Origin of the sequence: Paracoccus aerius (genome assembly GCF_014656455.1) — a bacterium.
GTDB lineage: Bacteria > Pseudomonadota > Alphaproteobacteria > Rhodobacterales > Rhodobacteraceae > Paracoccus > Paracoccus aerius.
In genome coordinates, this window is record NZ_BNCL01000002.1 from 1 (window position 1) to 14,216 (window position 14,216).

Below are 14,216 nucleotides of genomic sequence, written 5' to 3' on the forward strand. Positions count from 1 at the left end.
TGTATGGCTATGCCCATGTGCCCTGGATGTCCAAGCGCCAGGTGATGATCCCCGAGGACGCCCTGCCCGGCAACGAGGATCGGTTGACCCTGTTCAACACCGCCCGCGACCTGTTCGTGGCCGATGGTTACGCCGAGATCGGCATCGACCATTTCGCGCGCCCTGGCGACGGGCTGGCGGTTGCGCAAAAGGCGGGCCGGTTGCGGCGCAACTTCCAGGGCTATACCGACGACGGGGCGCAGGTGCTGCTGGGCCTTGGCGCATCCTCGATTTCCCGCTTCCCGCAGGGTTACGCGCAGAACGCCCCCGCGACCGGCGCCTATACCACCCATATCCGCGAGGGTCGCCTGCCCCATGCCAGGGGCCATGCCTTCACGCCCGAGGATCTGTGGCGAGGCCGGATGATCGAGCAGGTGATGTGCGATTTCCGGGTGGATGCGGCGGAAATGGCCCGTGACTACGGCCTGACGCCCGCTCAGTTGCAGCAGGCTTTCGATCCCGTTGTCGCGCAGTTCGGCAACATGGTCCAGCTTGGCCCCTGGGGATTGAGGATCACGCCAGAAGGCCGGCCGCTTGCGCGCATGGTCGCCAATATGCTAGACGCCTATACGGCCGCGCCGACCAGCCATTCGTCGGCGGTATAGGGGGCGGTTCACAGGCACCGCATCTCAGGCGTGGCGATGGCCCTTGTGGTCGGCGCAGGCTTCCGACGGCTCGATCTCGATGGTGGCATGGGCTATGCCGTGGTCATGGGCCAACATTTCCTTTGCCGCGCGCGTGATGGCAAAGGGATCATCGGCCCCGACGACCAAATGGACGGATGCCGCCGCGCGTTTTTCGTCGATCTGCCACAGGTGCAGGTGATGGGCATCCGTGACGCCCGGCAGGCCGCGCAGGGCTGAAAGCACCGCGCCGGGATCGCTGCCCGGCGGGGCGGCCAGCATCAGCATCCGGAAGACCGGGCCGATTTCCATCCCGATATGCCAAAGGATCACGGCCGAGATCGCCAGCGTCAGGATCGGGTCGGCAAGGTTCCAGCCAAAGGCCCAGATCAGCCCCCCGCCCCCGATGACGGCCACCGACACGCCCGCATCCGCCAGGTTGTGCAGGAAGGCGGCGCGGATATTGGCGCTGTCCTTGGCCGCCCGCCAGACAAGCGCCGCCGTCGCCAGGTCCACGACCAGGGCGAAGGCCGCCAGCCCCATCACCAGCCCGCCCGCCACCTGCGGCGGATCGGTCAGGCGGGCAAGCGCCTCGACCGCCAGCCAGATGGAAATCGCGATCAGCGCCAGATAATTGACGAAGGCCGCGACGATTTCCGCCCGGCCCCAGCCATAGGACCAGTCGGGCGTGGCGGCCCGGCGGGCCAGCCTGCGCGCGCCGAAGGCCAGCACAAGCGCCAGGGCGTCGGAAAGGTTGTGGATCCCGTCGGCGATCAGGGCGGTCGAATCGGCGGCATATCCGCCGACGATCTGCGCCGCCGTCAGCGCCAGGTTGACGACAACGGCCCAGCCGATCGCCGCATCGCCGTGGCCGTGGTGATGGCCATGGGAATGGCCGTGCGCGTGCGAATGGCCGTGGCCCATCAATGCGCCTCGGCCCAGTTCATGCCGGTGCCCGCATCGACGACCAGCGGCACCGACAGCTTCACGGCAGGCTCGGCGGCGTTTTCCATCACCGCGCGGGCGACCGTGATCAGGTCGTCCACGGCATCCTCTCGCACCTCGAAGACCAGTTCGTCATGGACCTGCAGCAGCATTCGCGCGGGCAGATGGGCAATGGCGGCGGGCATCCGGATCATGGCGCGGCGGATGATGTCGGCGGCGGCACCCTGGATCGGCGCGTTGATCGCCGCGCGCCGCGCGCCCCCCGCCGCAGGTCCGGACTGGTTGATGCCCGGCGTGTTGATGCGCCGCCCGAACAGGGTGCGCACGCTGCCGTCGGACTTCGCATCGGCGATGGTGCGGTCCATGTAGGCGCGGATTTCGGGGAAACGCTGGAAATAGGTGTCGATGAAGTCCTGCGCCTCGGCGCGCGGGATGCGCAGGTTGCGCGACAGCCCGAAGGAGGAGATGCCATAGATCACGCCGAAGTTGATCGCCTTGGCGCGGCGGCGGATCATCGGGTCCATGCCCTCGACCGGGACGCCGAACATCTGGCTGGCGGTCATGGCATGGATGTCGATGCCCTCGCGGAAGGCCTGCTTCAGCGCCGGAATGTCGGCCACATGGGCCAGGATCCGCAACTCGATCTGGCTATAGTCGAGGCTGACGAGGCGATGCCCTTCGGCGGCGATGAACGCCTCGCGGATGCGGCGGCCTTCCTCGGTCCTGACGGGGATGTTCTGCAAGTTCGGGTCGGTGGATGCCAGCCGCCCGGTCTGCGCCCCCGCGATGGAATAGCTGGTATGGACGCGGCCCGTGTCCGGATTGACGAAGGTCGGCAAGGCGTCGGTATAGGTGGATTTCAGCTTGGAGATCTGGCGCCAGTCCAAGATGCGCGCGGGCAGGTCATGACCCTCGGCGGCCAGATCCTCCAGCACATCGGCGCTTGTGGAAAAGGCGCCGGTCTTGCCGGTCTTGCCGCCGGTCATGCCCATCTTGTCGAACAGGATCTCGCCCAGCTGCTTGGGGCTGCCGATGGTGAATTTCTGGCCCGCGAGAGCGTAGATCTCGTCCTCCAGCGCCGCCATCTTCTGCGCGAAGGCGCCCGACATGCGGCGCAGCACCTCGGCGTCGATGCGGATGCCGGCCATCTCCATCTCGGCCAGGACGGGGACGATGGGACATTCGGTCGTCTCATAGACGGTAGTCACGCGTTCCACCGGCAGAAGCGGCGCGAAATGCTGGAACAGGCGCAGGGTGACATCAGCGTCTTCCGCCGCATAGGGCGCGGCCTTGTCAATGGGCACCTGGGCAAAGTTGATCTGCGACTTGCCGCTGCCGATCAATTCCTTGATGGCGATGCACTTGTGGCCCAGGTAGCGTTCGGCCAGTTCGTCCATGCCGTGGTTATGGGTGCCCGCGTTCAGCGCGTATGACATCAGCATGGTATCGGCCAGGGGGGCCATGTGGATTCCGTGGCGGGCCAGCATCTTCCAGTCGTATTTCAGGTTCTGGCCGATCTTCAGGATCGCCGGATCCTCCAGCAACGGCTTCAGCGCGGCCAGCACATCGGCCAGCGGCAACTGGCCCGCGACCGGGGCAGACTGGCCGAACAGATCGTCGCCGCCTGCCACATGGCCCACGGGGATATAGCAGGCCCGGCCCGGCGCCACGGCCAGGCAGATGCCCGCCAGATCGGCCTGCATTTCATCAAGACCCGTGGTCTCCGTGTCGATAGCCATCTGGCCGGCGTCGCGGATCATCTGGATCCAGCGGTCCAGACCTGCGCCGTCGGTGATCGTTTCATAAGCCGCCCGGTCGATCGGCGGCAGGTCGGGGACAGCGGGCGCATCGCGCACCGGGGCGGACACGACCGGCGGCGCCTTTGCCCCCAGCTTTTCCGCCACGCGGACGGTCAGGGTCCGAAACTCCATCTCGGACAGGAAACCCAGCAACTGGGCTGCATCGGGGGCCTTCACCTCAAGGCTGTCCAGCGTGAAATCCAGCGGCGTGTTGCAGTCCAGTTCGACCAACCGCTTGGAGATGCGGATCTGTTCGGCATGGTCGATCAGGGTCTGGCGGCGCTTGGGCTGCTTGATCTCGCCTGCCCGCGCCAGCAGGGTTTCCAGGTCGCCGTATTCGGTGATCAGTTGCGCGGCCGTCTTGATGCCGATGCCCGGCGCGCCCGGCACGTTGTCCACGGCGTCCCCCGCAAGCGCCTGCACGTCCACCACGCGGTCGGGCCAGACGCCGAACTTCTCGAACACCTCGTCGCGGTCGATGGGCTTGCCCTTGATCGGGTCCAGCATCTGCACGCCGTCGCCCACAAGCTGCATCAGATCCTTGTCGCTGCTGATGATCGTGACCGCCCCGCCCGCATCGCGTGCCTTGCAGGACAGGGCGGCGATGATGTCGTCGGCCTCGTAGCCCTGGGTCTCGATGCAGGCGATGTTGAAGGCGCGGGTGGCGTCGCGGGTCAGCGGGAACTGCGGGCGCAGATCCTCGGGCGGCTCGGGGCGGTTGGCCTTGTAGGCGTTGTAGATGTCGTTGCGGAAGGTCTTGGACGAATGGTCGAAGATCACCGCCGCATGGGTCGGCGCGTCCGACCCGCGTTCGTCAGTGACGTATTTCCACAGCATGTTGCAGAAACCGGCGACCGCGCCGACCGGCAGGCCGTCGGACTTGCGCGTCAGCGGCGGCAGGGCGTGATAGGCCCGGAAGATGAAGGCCGATCCGTCGATCAGGTGCAGGTGGCAGCCCTTGCCGAAGCCGTCGCTCATCGCCATGTTCCTTTCCGATTCCGGACCCGGTTCTGGCATGATCGCGCCGTGGTTTCCAGACGCGCCTTGGTTCCGGCGAAATGCAGAAGGTGGCAATGCCCAGAATGGTTCGCAAGGGCGACCTGCCCAGCAAGATCTGCGCCTGCTGCGGGCGGCCCTTCACCTGGCGCAAGAAGTGGGCGCGGGACTGGGACCAGGTTCGCTATTGTTCGGATCGGTGCCGGGGCACCAAGGCGCCCGGGCCCGTCAAGACCTAGTGGTCGTCGTGGGCGTGGTCGCGGTCGATCACGAAGCGCTTGTCGCAATAGCCGCAATCGACGAAGCCCGTTTCCGGGGAAATCGCCAGCCAGACACGCGGATGGCCCAGGCCCCCGGCATCGTCGCCGTCGCAGGCGACCTTCCAGGTGGTCACGGTCTGGATCGCGGGCGGGGGCAGGCGCAGTTCGGACAGATCCGTCTGTTCGGTCGACAACGAGTTTTCAGGCGGAATGTGTTGGGTCATGGCTGGCCTTCTTGTGGCGGCGGGCGGCATCTGGTCTAAGGCCCCATACCGCAGCGCAGCCTGCCTTCGCAAGCCGTCGCAACCCGTCAAGGGGGATCAGTGAAATGCCCAACGCCATCGAGATCGCAGGGTTGCAAAAGACCTATGCCGCCCAAGGCAACGCGCCCGCCAAGCAGGCGCTGAAGGGGATCGACCTGACCATCCCATCAGGCAGCATCTTCGGGCTGCTGGGGCCGAACGGGGCGGGCAAGTCCACGATGATCAACATCCTGGCGGGGCTGGTCAACAAGACGGCGGGCAAGGTGACGATCTGGGGCTTCGACCAGGACGTGAACCCGCGCCAGTCGCGCGCGGCCATCGGGGTGATGCCGCAGGAACTGAACATGGACCCGTTCTTCACCCCCCGCGCCAGCCTGGAGGTGCAGGCGGGGCTTTACGGCGTGCCCAAACGCGAACGCTGGACCGATGAGCTGCTGGATCTGGTGGGCCTGACCGACCAGGCCAACGCCTATGCCCGCAACCTGTCCGGCGGGATGCGCCGCCGCCTGCTGCTGGCCAAGGCCCTGGTGCATCGCCCGCAGATCCTGGTCCTGGACGAACCCACGGCGGGCGTGGACATCACCCTGCGCGAGATGCTGTGGAACAACGTCCGCGAGTTGAACCGCCAGGGCATGACCATCATCCTGACCACCCATTACCTGGAGGAAGCCGAGCAGATGTGCGACGAGATCGCCATCATCAACCACGGCGAACTGGTGGTGCGGCAGGACACGCGCAGCCTGTTGTCGCGGGCCGACGGCAAGACGCTGGTGCTGGACACGGGCGGGCGCACAGCCCTGCCCCCGCTGCCGGACGGCGCGCATCCCGAATGGCGGGGCGACGGGCGGCTGGCGATCAGCTATCCCCCGTCGGGGATCCGCGCCGATCAGTTGCTGGACGCGCTGCGCGGCGCAGGTGTCCCCATCCTGGATGTCGCGACCGAGCAGCCCGACCTTGAGGACGTGTTCGTCGAAATGACGCGCCCCTAGCCCTGGCGCGCCCCTAGCCTTGGCGGGACAGCATCGGCCCCATCACCCGCCCGCCCATGATGTGCAGGTGGTAATGCGGCACCTCTTGCACGCCGTGGTGGCCGGTGTTGGCGACGGCGCGGAAGCCCTGGTTCCCCCCGGCCAGGTCCACGCCCTCGGACATGCAGACCTGTGCGCACAGCCGGGTAAAGCCCAGGATCTCGGCGTTAGAGGCATTGGCCGCGAAATCGTCGAAGCTGACATAGGCGCCTTTCGGGATCACCAGAACATGCACCGGTGCCTGGGGCCGGATGTCGCGGAAGGCCAGGGCGTGGTCGTTCTCGGCCACCTTGTCGCAGGGGATCTCGCCGCGCAGGATGCGGGCGAAGATGTTGGTGTCGTCATAAGCAAGGGCCATGGGCGTTCCTTTGGTCAATCGGCAAACAGATGCGGCGTCTGCGCCAGATCATGCGCGACGTCGGCGGGCAGGTCCAGAAACCGCGCGATGGCATCGGCATTGGCAGGCAAGGGAGCCGAGGGTGAAAGCACTGCCAGACGCGCACCGGCCATGTCGCGCAGACGCTCGGCCTCGTGGGCCAGGTCGCTGGCAAGGATCGGCAGCAACTGCCGGACCACCGGATCCGGCGTGGCGGGACCGGACAGGCCGATCCGGCGCATATGGCCGCGCAGGTAATCCTCGTCGAACTGGCCATCGATGAACAGGATCCGCGTCTGGGCCCGGTCATTCATGAAATCGGCGATCAAGGTCAGGGCCGAGGGGTCGAGGCACAGCACAAGCCGGTTCGCGCCGAAATCCTCGAGCAGCAGCCGGACCAGGGCGCGGCGATGCCGTTCCCGCTTGGCGACGGTGGAGGCGATCCCGCCCAGGTCGGGCAAGGCGGCCTCGCGTTCGTTGAAGATGTAATCCACCGCCGGAACCTCGGTCCGCGCGCGGATCGCCGCCGTCAGCCGCTTGGCCCAGTGCCATTTCTTTGCGACCACCAGGCAGATCACCCGGTCGCGCCCCGCCCCGTCGTCCTCCCAGAAGCGGGGAGCGAAGCGCCGGCCGACCCGGCCCCGCCCGGTCAGGAAGCGGAACAGGCGCGGCGCCTCGTTCGAGATGGCGAAGCTGACATCCTTGGCCTGCCACAGGGCGCCCAGCCTTGCGCGCAGATCCTGCGCCTCGGCGCTGATCTTGCGGGCGAACAGATAGTCCTGGCGGATCAGCAGGTCGTAATGGTCGTTGTAGAATGTCACCGGCATCCCGTAGTCGGTGAACATCAGGCAGGTGGGGGACCGGCGGCGGATCTCGGCCTTTGGAACCAGATGGGCGACAAGCGTCTGGAAGAAGGTCTCGTCCGGGATCCAGGTGGTGCGGAAGAAGCGGACCAGATCCGGCCGGTCGGCGATCAGGCCCAGCACGGCTTCGACCGTCTGGCGGCGCAGGCACCACCATTGCGACCCGATCATCACCTGGATGCCGCGCGGCAGGGGACGGTCCAGCCGCAGCCATTTCTGCACCCTCATGCTGGCATAGAACAGGCGCTTGTTCCTGCGCTCGTTGAACCAGTGCCGATAGGCCAGCCGCTCACCCTTGATGCCGGTCTTGATCCAGTCGCTGTCGAAGAAATCGAAGGATTCGACATAGTCGCAATCGTCGCGGTCCAGGAAATCGCGCGCATATTCCGCCGACTTGATCGGCATGCAGTCGCCCGACAGCATGTAGAAATGCGTGGCTTCCGGAAAAGCACGTTCGGCCGCGCGCAGGGCGGCCAGTGTGGCGGCGACCAGCGACCATTCGCCCCAGCCGCAGCGGATGCGAACCGGCGCAAAGGTGACGCCCGGATGGCCCGCAAGCGCCTCGCGGATCAGGCGATAGCCATCGGCCGGCGCGCCGCGGTCATAGTGGATCGAGACATAGTCGCCTGCGGCCGTCAGCCGGCGCGCCTGATCAACCACACCTTGCGGATCCTTGTGGGTCAGCAGAATGAAGGCGATACGGGCCATCGGCAGCGGGCTTTCGGTTCTGGTCACAATTCCATTGAAGGCGTTGAATCTTCCGCCAGCATTTGGTTTTTGTGTCTAGCCGCGTTTGACGCGAAGGAGCAAGCCGGGCACCCCAATAAGGAGAATGGCGATGGGTTTTCCCGGCGTCTGGATGACCGAAAGCGAAAGCCTGATCTATCGGGTGGTGCCGAAATGCGCCTGCTCGACCATCGGGCAGATCATGTTCTATTCCGATCACGGCCGGTTCTTCGACGGCGACATCCATGATTCGACCGACGGGCTGCACAAATGGTCCCAGGACCGCAGCAAGCCCTTGATCGAACAGGCTGTCGTCCGGGCCGATGCCCTGACCTTCACTTGCGTGCGCAACCCATATGCCCGCATCCTGTCGTCCTTCTTCGACAAGATCGCTGGCATCCAGCGGAACGGCCGGCGCTATCGGGGCAACCTGGTGCCGCAACTGGCCCAGCGTTACGGGATCGAGGTGGGCAGCCCGGAAAACGGCTTCGACTTCGACCAGATCGCCAGCTTCCGCCGCTTCCTGCTGTTCGCGCGCGACACGATCCGCTTCCGCCGCCCCATGGAACCCGACATCCACTGGTCCGCCATGTCTGGCCATGTCGGCACCTTCATCGCCAACGGCGGCCGCTACGACCGGATCTTCTTCACCGAAACCTTCAACGACGGGATGGCCGGCGTCCTGTCGGGCGCAAGCACCCCCGTGCCCGTCGATCTGGCCGCCGTGCCCCGCTTCAACGAATCCGAGGGGCACGGCCCCAAGCGGGCACACAAGGTCAGCGACTACTTCGACGACCTGGCGCGCCACCTGACCTGGGAGATATACAAGGACGACTTCCAGCTGTTCCGGTACGACTTCGACAACCCCGACAACAAGATGCCGCTGGGCGAGATCGACCTGGACGAGGTTCACGCCAAACTGGGCCGCTAGGACGCGGCCCGGGCCGTCACTCCTCCAGATGGCTTTCCATGAACCACAGGTCCTTGTCCAGGCTGCGGGACGCGGCGGTGAAGATGTCGGCGGTATCGGCATCGCCCGCCTCGTCCGTGGCATCGATGGCGATCCGCAGCCTTTCGCCATGGTCGCGGAAGCGGTCGCAAAGCGCGCGGATATGATCCTCGGCCCGGGTCAGGCCGGTGGGGTATTCCGGCAGCGTGGTCGCGCCCGACACCTTTTCGGCCGTGCCGATGGCCACGCCGTCCAGTTGCTGCACCCGTTCGGCCATGACGTCGATCTGTTCGCGCAGGTTGGTGTGAACGGTGTCGAACAGTTCATGCACGGCGATGAAGTTGCGCCCCTTCACGTTCCAATGCGCCTGCTTGACCGCAAGCGCCAAGGCGATGGAATCGGCCAGCCGCCCGTTCAGTTCCGAGATCGAGGTCTTGCGGGCGTTGTCGGAAAGCCCCTTCAATGCGACGGCCATGATCGTCTCCTTCATCCTTTGGTTCGCGGACCAACGGCGGCCCGGCGCAGCCGGTTCCGAAGCAGCAACTTCAAAGGAAAACGGCGCCCCTGCCTGTGCAAGGACGCCGTTTCGGAATGCCGTTCGTGGCAAGAATGCGGATCAGACCGCGCCCTTGATGAAGGTCACCGCATCGCCGACGGTCTGGATGGTTTCGGCGGCGTCGTCCGGGATCTCGATCCCGAATTCTTCCTCGAACGCCATGACCAGCTCGACGGTGTCGAGGCTGTCGGCCCCCAGGTCGTCGATGAACGAGGCGGATTCGACCACCTTGTCTTCCTCGACGCCCAGATGCTCGACCACGATCTTCTTCACGCGATCAGCGATATCGCTCATGTCACATCCTCATTCTCGCGGGCATCCGCCCAGTTTTCCGCGGGCACAACAGGCCCGGTTCAGCCCAGGGCGGTTCCCCTGCTGCTAAAGCGGGGGATATAGCACCCGTGAACCCTCTTGCAACCGCTTTCGATTGAAAGGGTTGCCTCAGACCATGGCCATGCCGCCGTTCACATGCAGCGTGGCGCCGGTGACATAGGCCGCCTCGGGACTGGCAAGATACAGGACCGCCGCCGCGATCTCCTCGGGCGTGCCCATGCGGCCGGCGGGGATCTGGGACAGGATCTTGCCCTTCTGGTCGTCGGTCAGGCTATCGGTCATGGGCGTCGCGATAAAGCCCGGCGCCACGCAGTTCACCGTGATGCCCCGGCTTGCGACCTCGTATGCCAGCGACTTCGACATCCCCACAAGGCCCGCCTTGGCCGCGGCATAGTTGCCCTGCCCCGGATTGCCCGTGGCCCCCACGACCGAGGTGATGTTGACGATCCGCCCCCAGCGGGACTTCATCATGCCACGCAGCGCCGCCCGCGACAGGCGGAAGACGCCGGTCAGGTTCACGTCCATGACCTGGCTCCATTCCTCGTCGGACATGCGCATGAACAGGTTGTCGCGCGTGATCCCGGCGTTGTTGACCAGGATGTCGACCGATCCCATGGCGGCCGCGGCATCCTTGATCAGCCCTGCGGCAGCTTCAGCATTCGACAGGTTCGCGGGCACCACATGCGCCCGATCCCCCAGGGCCGAGGCCAGGTCGTTCAGCGGCCCCTCGCGCGTGCCCGACAACGCAACCGTTGCGCCCGCGCCGTGCAGAGCCTGGGCGATGGCGCCGCCGATGCCGCCCGATGCGCCCGTCACCAGGGCCGTCTTGCCTGTCAGATCGAACATGGCTGATCCTTCTTCGTTGTCCAAATACCCAAAAAGGCCCGGTCAGCCCTTCAGCGCCGCGATGTCCGCAGGGGCGCCCACGTTGCGCACGACCGCGTCCTTGGCGATGCGCTTGATCATGCCGGACAAGGCCTTGCCCGCGCCGATCTCCCAGAACTCGGTCACGCCGGCGGCGGCCATGTTGGCGATGGATTCGCGCCAGCGGACGGTGCCGGTCACCTGCTCGACCAGCAGCCGCCGGATCGCGCCGGGCTCCGTCACCGCCTCGGCGCGGACATTGGCGACCAGCGGCACGGCCGGGGGCTGGATGTCCACGCCCGCAAGCGCGTTGGCCATGACCGCCGCGGCGGGCTGCATCAGCACCGAATGGAAGGGCGCGGAAACCGGCAGCATCAGCGCCCGCTTGGCCCCCGCCTCCTTCATCGCGGCGGCGGCGCGCTCCACGGCGTCCTTGTTGCCCGAGATCACGACCTGCCCAGGATCGTTGTCGTTGGCGGCCTGCACCACCCCCTCGCCCCCGGCCTCTCGCGCGATGCGATCGACGGTCGCGAAATCCAGCCCCAGGATCGCGGCCATCGCGCCCTGCCCCACGGGCACGGCCTCTTGCATGGCCTGGCCGCGCAGGCGCAGCAGCCGCGCCGTATCCTCCAGCGTCAGGGCCCCCGCCGCGCAAAGGGCCGAGTATTCGCCCAGCGAATGCCCCGCCACGAAATTGGCGTCCCGGATGGTGATCCCCTCGGTCTCCATCGCCCGGAACGCCGCCATCGAGGTCGCCATCAAGGCCGGCTGCGCGTTCTGCGTCAGCGTCAGGGTCTCGATATCGCCGGTCCAGATCAGGTCCGACAGCTTTTCCCCAAGCGCCTCGTCCACCCGGTCAAAGACCTCGCGCGCGGCGGGATAGACCTCGGCCAGCTCGCGCCCCATGCCGATGGTCTGCGCCCCCTGGCCTGGAAAGACGAACGCGCGCATGTGGGGTCTCCTGCTGGTCTGGGTTCAAAAGGGGATAGCGCGGATGGGGGTGGGGGTGCAACGGGGGGATATTTCCGCAAGGTGCGGCCGCCTCTACAAGAAAAGGGGCCTTGCGGCCCCTTTCCATCTCACCACTCGTCGAACCGATCAGCCGACCAGTTCAAGCCCCGAGAAGAAGAACGCGATCTCCTCCTTGGCCGTTTCCGGCGCGTCGGACCCGTGGACCGAGTTTTCGCCGACGGACAGCGCGAATTCCTTGCGGATGGTGCCCTCGTCGGCTTGGGCGGGGTTGGTCGCGCCCATCACTTCGCGGTTCTTGGCAATCGCGTTCTCGCCTTCCAGAACCTGCACGACGACGGGTTCGGATGCCATGAACTCGACCAGTTCGCCATAGAAGGGGCGGTCCTTGTGGACCTCGTAGAACTTGCCCGCCTGCTCGGCCGACAGCTTGATGCGCTTTTGCGCGACGATGCGCAGGCCCGCATCCTCGAACTTGGCGTTGATCTTGCCGGTCAGGTTGCGGCGGGTGGCGTCGGGCTTGATGATGGAAAGCGTGCGTTCGATGGCCATGGGGCGTCCCTTTTGCTGTGGCAGGCGGGACAGTCCCGCCCGGTCAAGACATCCGCGCCCGGTTATCAGGGATGGTATCTGCGGGCAAGGCAGGCATGATGCGGGCGAAACAGACGAAAGGCCAAGGCCATGACCGACCGCCCCGACGCCCCACGACCGCGCCTGCGCCCCGGCGGGATCGTTCTGGCCTTTGCCCTGGCGCTGCTGCTGGGCGCCATGTGGCAATGGTCGAACGTGCTGCTGATGGGCTTTGGCGCGATCCTGATCGCCATCGCGCTGCGGGCGGGGGCCAGCCTGCTGAACCGCCGGACAGGGCTGGGCTTCAAGCCCGGCGTGCTGCTGTCGGCCCTGGCGGCGGCACTGGTGATCGCGGGGGTGGTTGTCTGGGCGGGGCCGTCGATTTCGGAACAGTTCCAGCAACTGCTGGGCAGCCTGCCCGCCGCCTGGGACCAGGTCAGCGACTGGCTGTCCGGCAGTTCGGTCGGGCAGTTCCTTGAACAGCGGATGGAGAACGCCCAGAGCGGCGGCGGCAGCCCCGCGCCCGAAGGCACGCTGCCATCGCTGTTCGGCTATGTCACGGGGACGCTGACCACGGTCTTCGGCAGCGTGGCGAACCTTGTGCTGCTGGTGACGGTGGCGATCTTCCTGGCGCTTGACGCGCCCTTGTACCGGGGCGGGGCGCTGCGGCTGGTGGCGCTGTCCTATCGGCCCCGCGCCGCGCAGATCGCGGACGAGCTTGGCCGCGCGCTGGCCCGCTGGATGGGCGGGCAGGCGGCCGACATGCTGCTGGTCGCGGTCGCCACCGGCCTGGGTCTGTGGCTGCTGGACGTGCCCCTGGCTCTTGTCCTGGGGCTGATCGCAGGGCTGACCAACATCATCCCGGTCGTCGGCCCGTTCCTGTCGGGGATCCCGGCGGTGCTGTTTGCCTTGACCCAGGGGGTCGATCTGGCCATCTATGTCGCGCTGCTGTTCGTGGTCATCCAGCAGGTCGAGGGAAACCTGCTGATGCCCCTGATCCAGCGCTATGCCGCCGACCTGCCGCCCGCGCTGACCGTGCTGGCGATCCTGGCCTTCGGCGGCTTGTTCGGCTTCGGCGGGATCATCCTGGCGACGCCCTTGCTTCTGGTGACGATCATCCTGGTCAAGCGGATCTATGTCGAGGATGTGCTGGGCGACCGCATGGGCGACTGACGCGGCGCAGTTCTGTCACGGCATGGGTCGGAACAGCCTGTCTAAGCCTGAAGGGGCCGCCGCATGACACCATTCCGCAAGGGCCGCTATCTGGCGCGGCTGGCCGCCTCGGCCGACGACCTGCGCAGGGCGCAGCGCCTTCGCTGGCTGTGCTTCGTCGCACGGGACGGCGATGCCGCCAGCGGCGACGAGATCGAGTCCGACGCCCATGACGACCGCTGCGGCCATATGCTGATCAGCGACGCGGCAAGCGGCCGGCTGGTCTGCTGCTTCCGCTTCCTGCCGCTGCCGGGCGGGCGGGACATCGGGGCCAGCTACTCTGCCCAGTTCTACGACCTCGGCGCCTTCGAGGCCTTCGACAGCCCCCTGGTCGAAGTAGGCCGCTTCTGCGTCCACCCCCATGTCCAGGATCCGGACGTGATCCGCCTGGCCTGGGCCGCGCTGACGCGCGTGGTCGAGGCGACAGGCGCGCGGATGCTGTTCGGCTGCTCCAGCTTCCGGGGAACCGATCCCGCGGATCACGCCCAGGCCTTCGCCCTGCTGCAGGCCCGCCACCTGGCGCCCCGCCGCTGGTGGCCGCGTATCAAGGCGCCCCATGTCTTCCGGCTTGCCCGCGCCCCGCTGGCCGGTCCCCACGATCCGCGGCGGGCCATGGCCGGGATGCCGCCGCTGCTGCGAAGCTATCTGGCGCTCGGCGGCTGGGTCAGCGACCACGCGGTGGTGGATGCCAGCCTTGGGACCATGCACGTCTTTACTGCGGTCGAAACGGCGGCGATCCCTCCTGCCCGGAGGCAGAGGCTGCTGGCCTCTGCCAGCCAAGCATTCCCCGACTGATCGTTTGGCGGGCATATTGCACGCTTTACTGGCAATCTGCCTTGCCCTGC

16 protein-coding genes are annotated in these 14,216 nt (G+C 66.7%); 6 read left to right on the forward strand and 10 right to left on the reverse strand.

The window, feature by feature from the left end; all coding sequences use genetic code 11:
* On the forward strand, positions 1 to 644 hold a 644-nt coding region (locus tag IE224_RS02130), incomplete at its 5' end, for an oxygen-independent coproporphyrinogen III oxidase (protein ID WP_506330846.1).
* Between the two features lie 24 nt (positions 645 to 668).
* Here IE224_RS02130 and IE224_RS02135 read toward each other — a convergent pair.
* Entirely contained in the window at positions 669 to 1,586 is a 918-nt protein-coding gene (locus IE224_RS02135; RefSeq protein WP_191307700.1) for a cation diffusion facilitator family transporter, read from the reverse strand.
* A complete protein-coding gene (polA, locus tag IE224_RS02140) occupies positions 1,586 to 4,384 on the reverse strand; it encodes a DNA polymerase I (RefSeq protein ID WP_191307703.1) in 2,799 nt (932 codons plus the stop codon). The genes IE224_RS02135 and polA overlap by 1 nt, the downstream gene beginning before the upstream one ends.
* A gap of 95 nt (positions 4,385 to 4,479) precedes the next feature.
* Between polA and IE224_RS02145 the strand changes: the two genes are divergently transcribed.
* Positions 4,480 to 4,641: a DUF2256 domain-containing protein gene (locus IE224_RS02145; protein WP_167623512.1), complete on the forward strand. Its 162-nt coding sequence runs from the start codon at positions 4,480 to 4,482 to the stop codon at positions 4,639 to 4,641.
* Here the strand turns inward: IE224_RS02145 and IE224_RS02150 are convergent.
* A complete protein-coding gene (locus IE224_RS02150) occupies positions 4,638 to 4,826 on the reverse strand; it encodes a zinc-finger domain-containing protein (RefSeq protein ID WP_229849232.1) in 189 nt (62 codons plus the stop codon). The genes IE224_RS02145 and IE224_RS02150 overlap by 4 nt on opposite strands.
* Before the next feature lie 164 nt (positions 4,827 to 4,990).
* Between IE224_RS02150 and IE224_RS02155 the strand changes: the two genes are divergently transcribed.
* The gene (locus IE224_RS02155; protein WP_191307708.1) at positions 4,991 to 5,914 is read left to right on the forward strand and encodes an ABC transporter ATP-binding protein; all 924 of its coding nucleotides are present in this window, start codon (positions 4,991 to 4,993) and stop codon (positions 5,912 to 5,914) included.
* A 13-nt stretch (positions 5,915 to 5,927) separates the two neighbouring features.
* Here IE224_RS02155 and IE224_RS02160 read toward each other — a convergent pair whose 3' ends face one another.
* The gene (locus tag IE224_RS02160) at positions 5,928 to 6,311 is read right to left on the reverse strand and encodes a histidine triad nucleotide-binding protein (RefSeq protein WP_191307710.1); all 384 of its coding nucleotides are present in this window, start codon (positions 6,309 to 6,311) and stop codon (positions 5,928 to 5,930) included.
* A gap of 14 nt (positions 6,312 to 6,325) precedes the next feature.
* Entirely contained in the window at positions 6,326 to 7,900 is a 1,575-nt protein-coding gene (locus IE224_RS02165) for a DUF5928 domain-containing protein (protein ID WP_167623514.1), read from the reverse strand.
* A gap of 130 nt (positions 7,901 to 8,030) precedes the next feature.
* On the opposite strand from IE224_RS02165, the gene IE224_RS02170 reads away from it, so the two are divergent.
* The gene (locus tag IE224_RS02170) at positions 8,031 to 8,849 is read left to right on the forward strand and encodes a sulfotransferase family protein (RefSeq protein ID WP_167623123.1); all 819 of its coding nucleotides are present in this window, start codon (positions 8,031 to 8,033) and stop codon (positions 8,847 to 8,849) included.
* 16 nt (positions 8,850 to 8,865) lie between these two features.
* Here IE224_RS02170 and dps read toward each other — a convergent pair whose 3' ends face one another.
* The 5 genes from dps to ndk all read right to left on the reverse strand — a co-directional run bounded on the left by dps (position 8,866) and on the right by ndk (position 12,141).
* Complete coding sequence (gene dps, locus IE224_RS02175; RefSeq protein ID WP_191307712.1) at positions 8,866 to 9,357, reverse strand: DNA starvation/stationary phase protection protein Dps; 492 nt, start codon at positions 9,355 to 9,357, stop codon at positions 8,866 to 8,868.
* 126 nt (positions 9,358 to 9,483) lie between these two features.
* Entirely contained in the window at positions 9,484 to 9,717 is a 234-nt protein-coding gene (locus IE224_RS02180; RefSeq protein WP_089387089.1) for an acyl carrier protein, read from the reverse strand.
* 147 nt (positions 9,718 to 9,864) lie between these two features.
* Positions 9,865 to 10,602, reverse strand: a complete 738-nt coding sequence (gene fabG, locus IE224_RS02185) for a 3-oxoacyl-ACP reductase FabG (RefSeq protein WP_191307714.1) — start codon at positions 10,600 to 10,602, stop codon at positions 9,865 to 9,867.
* Between the two features lie 42 nt (positions 10,603 to 10,644).
* Positions 10,645 to 11,571: an ACP S-malonyltransferase gene (gene fabD, locus IE224_RS02190; protein ID WP_191307717.1), complete on the reverse strand. Its 927-nt coding sequence runs from the start codon at positions 11,569 to 11,571 to the stop codon at positions 10,645 to 10,647.
* Between the two features lie 147 nt (positions 11,572 to 11,718).
* Positions 11,719 to 12,141, reverse strand: coding sequence for a nucleoside-diphosphate kinase (gene ndk / locus IE224_RS02195; RefSeq protein WP_126156352.1), 423 nt, complete (start codon positions 12,139 to 12,141; stop codon positions 11,719 to 11,721).
* Positions 12,142 to 12,270: 129 nt separating this feature from the next.
* Here ndk and IE224_RS02200 point away from each other — a divergent pair, with 129 nt between their 5' ends.
* Positions 12,271 to 13,332 carry an AI-2E family transporter gene (locus IE224_RS02200; RefSeq protein WP_191307719.1) on the forward strand — a complete coding sequence of 354 codons (1,062 nt, stop codon included), beginning with the start codon at positions 12,271 to 12,273 and terminating at the stop codon, positions 13,330 to 13,332.
* A 63-nt stretch (positions 13,333 to 13,395) separates the two neighbouring features.
* The gene (locus IE224_RS02205) at positions 13,396 to 14,166 is read left to right on the forward strand and encodes a GNAT family N-acetyltransferase (protein ID WP_167623128.1); all 771 of its coding nucleotides are present in this window, start codon (positions 13,396 to 13,398) and stop codon (positions 14,164 to 14,166) included.
* Positions 14,167 to 14,216 lie beyond the last annotated feature (50 nt).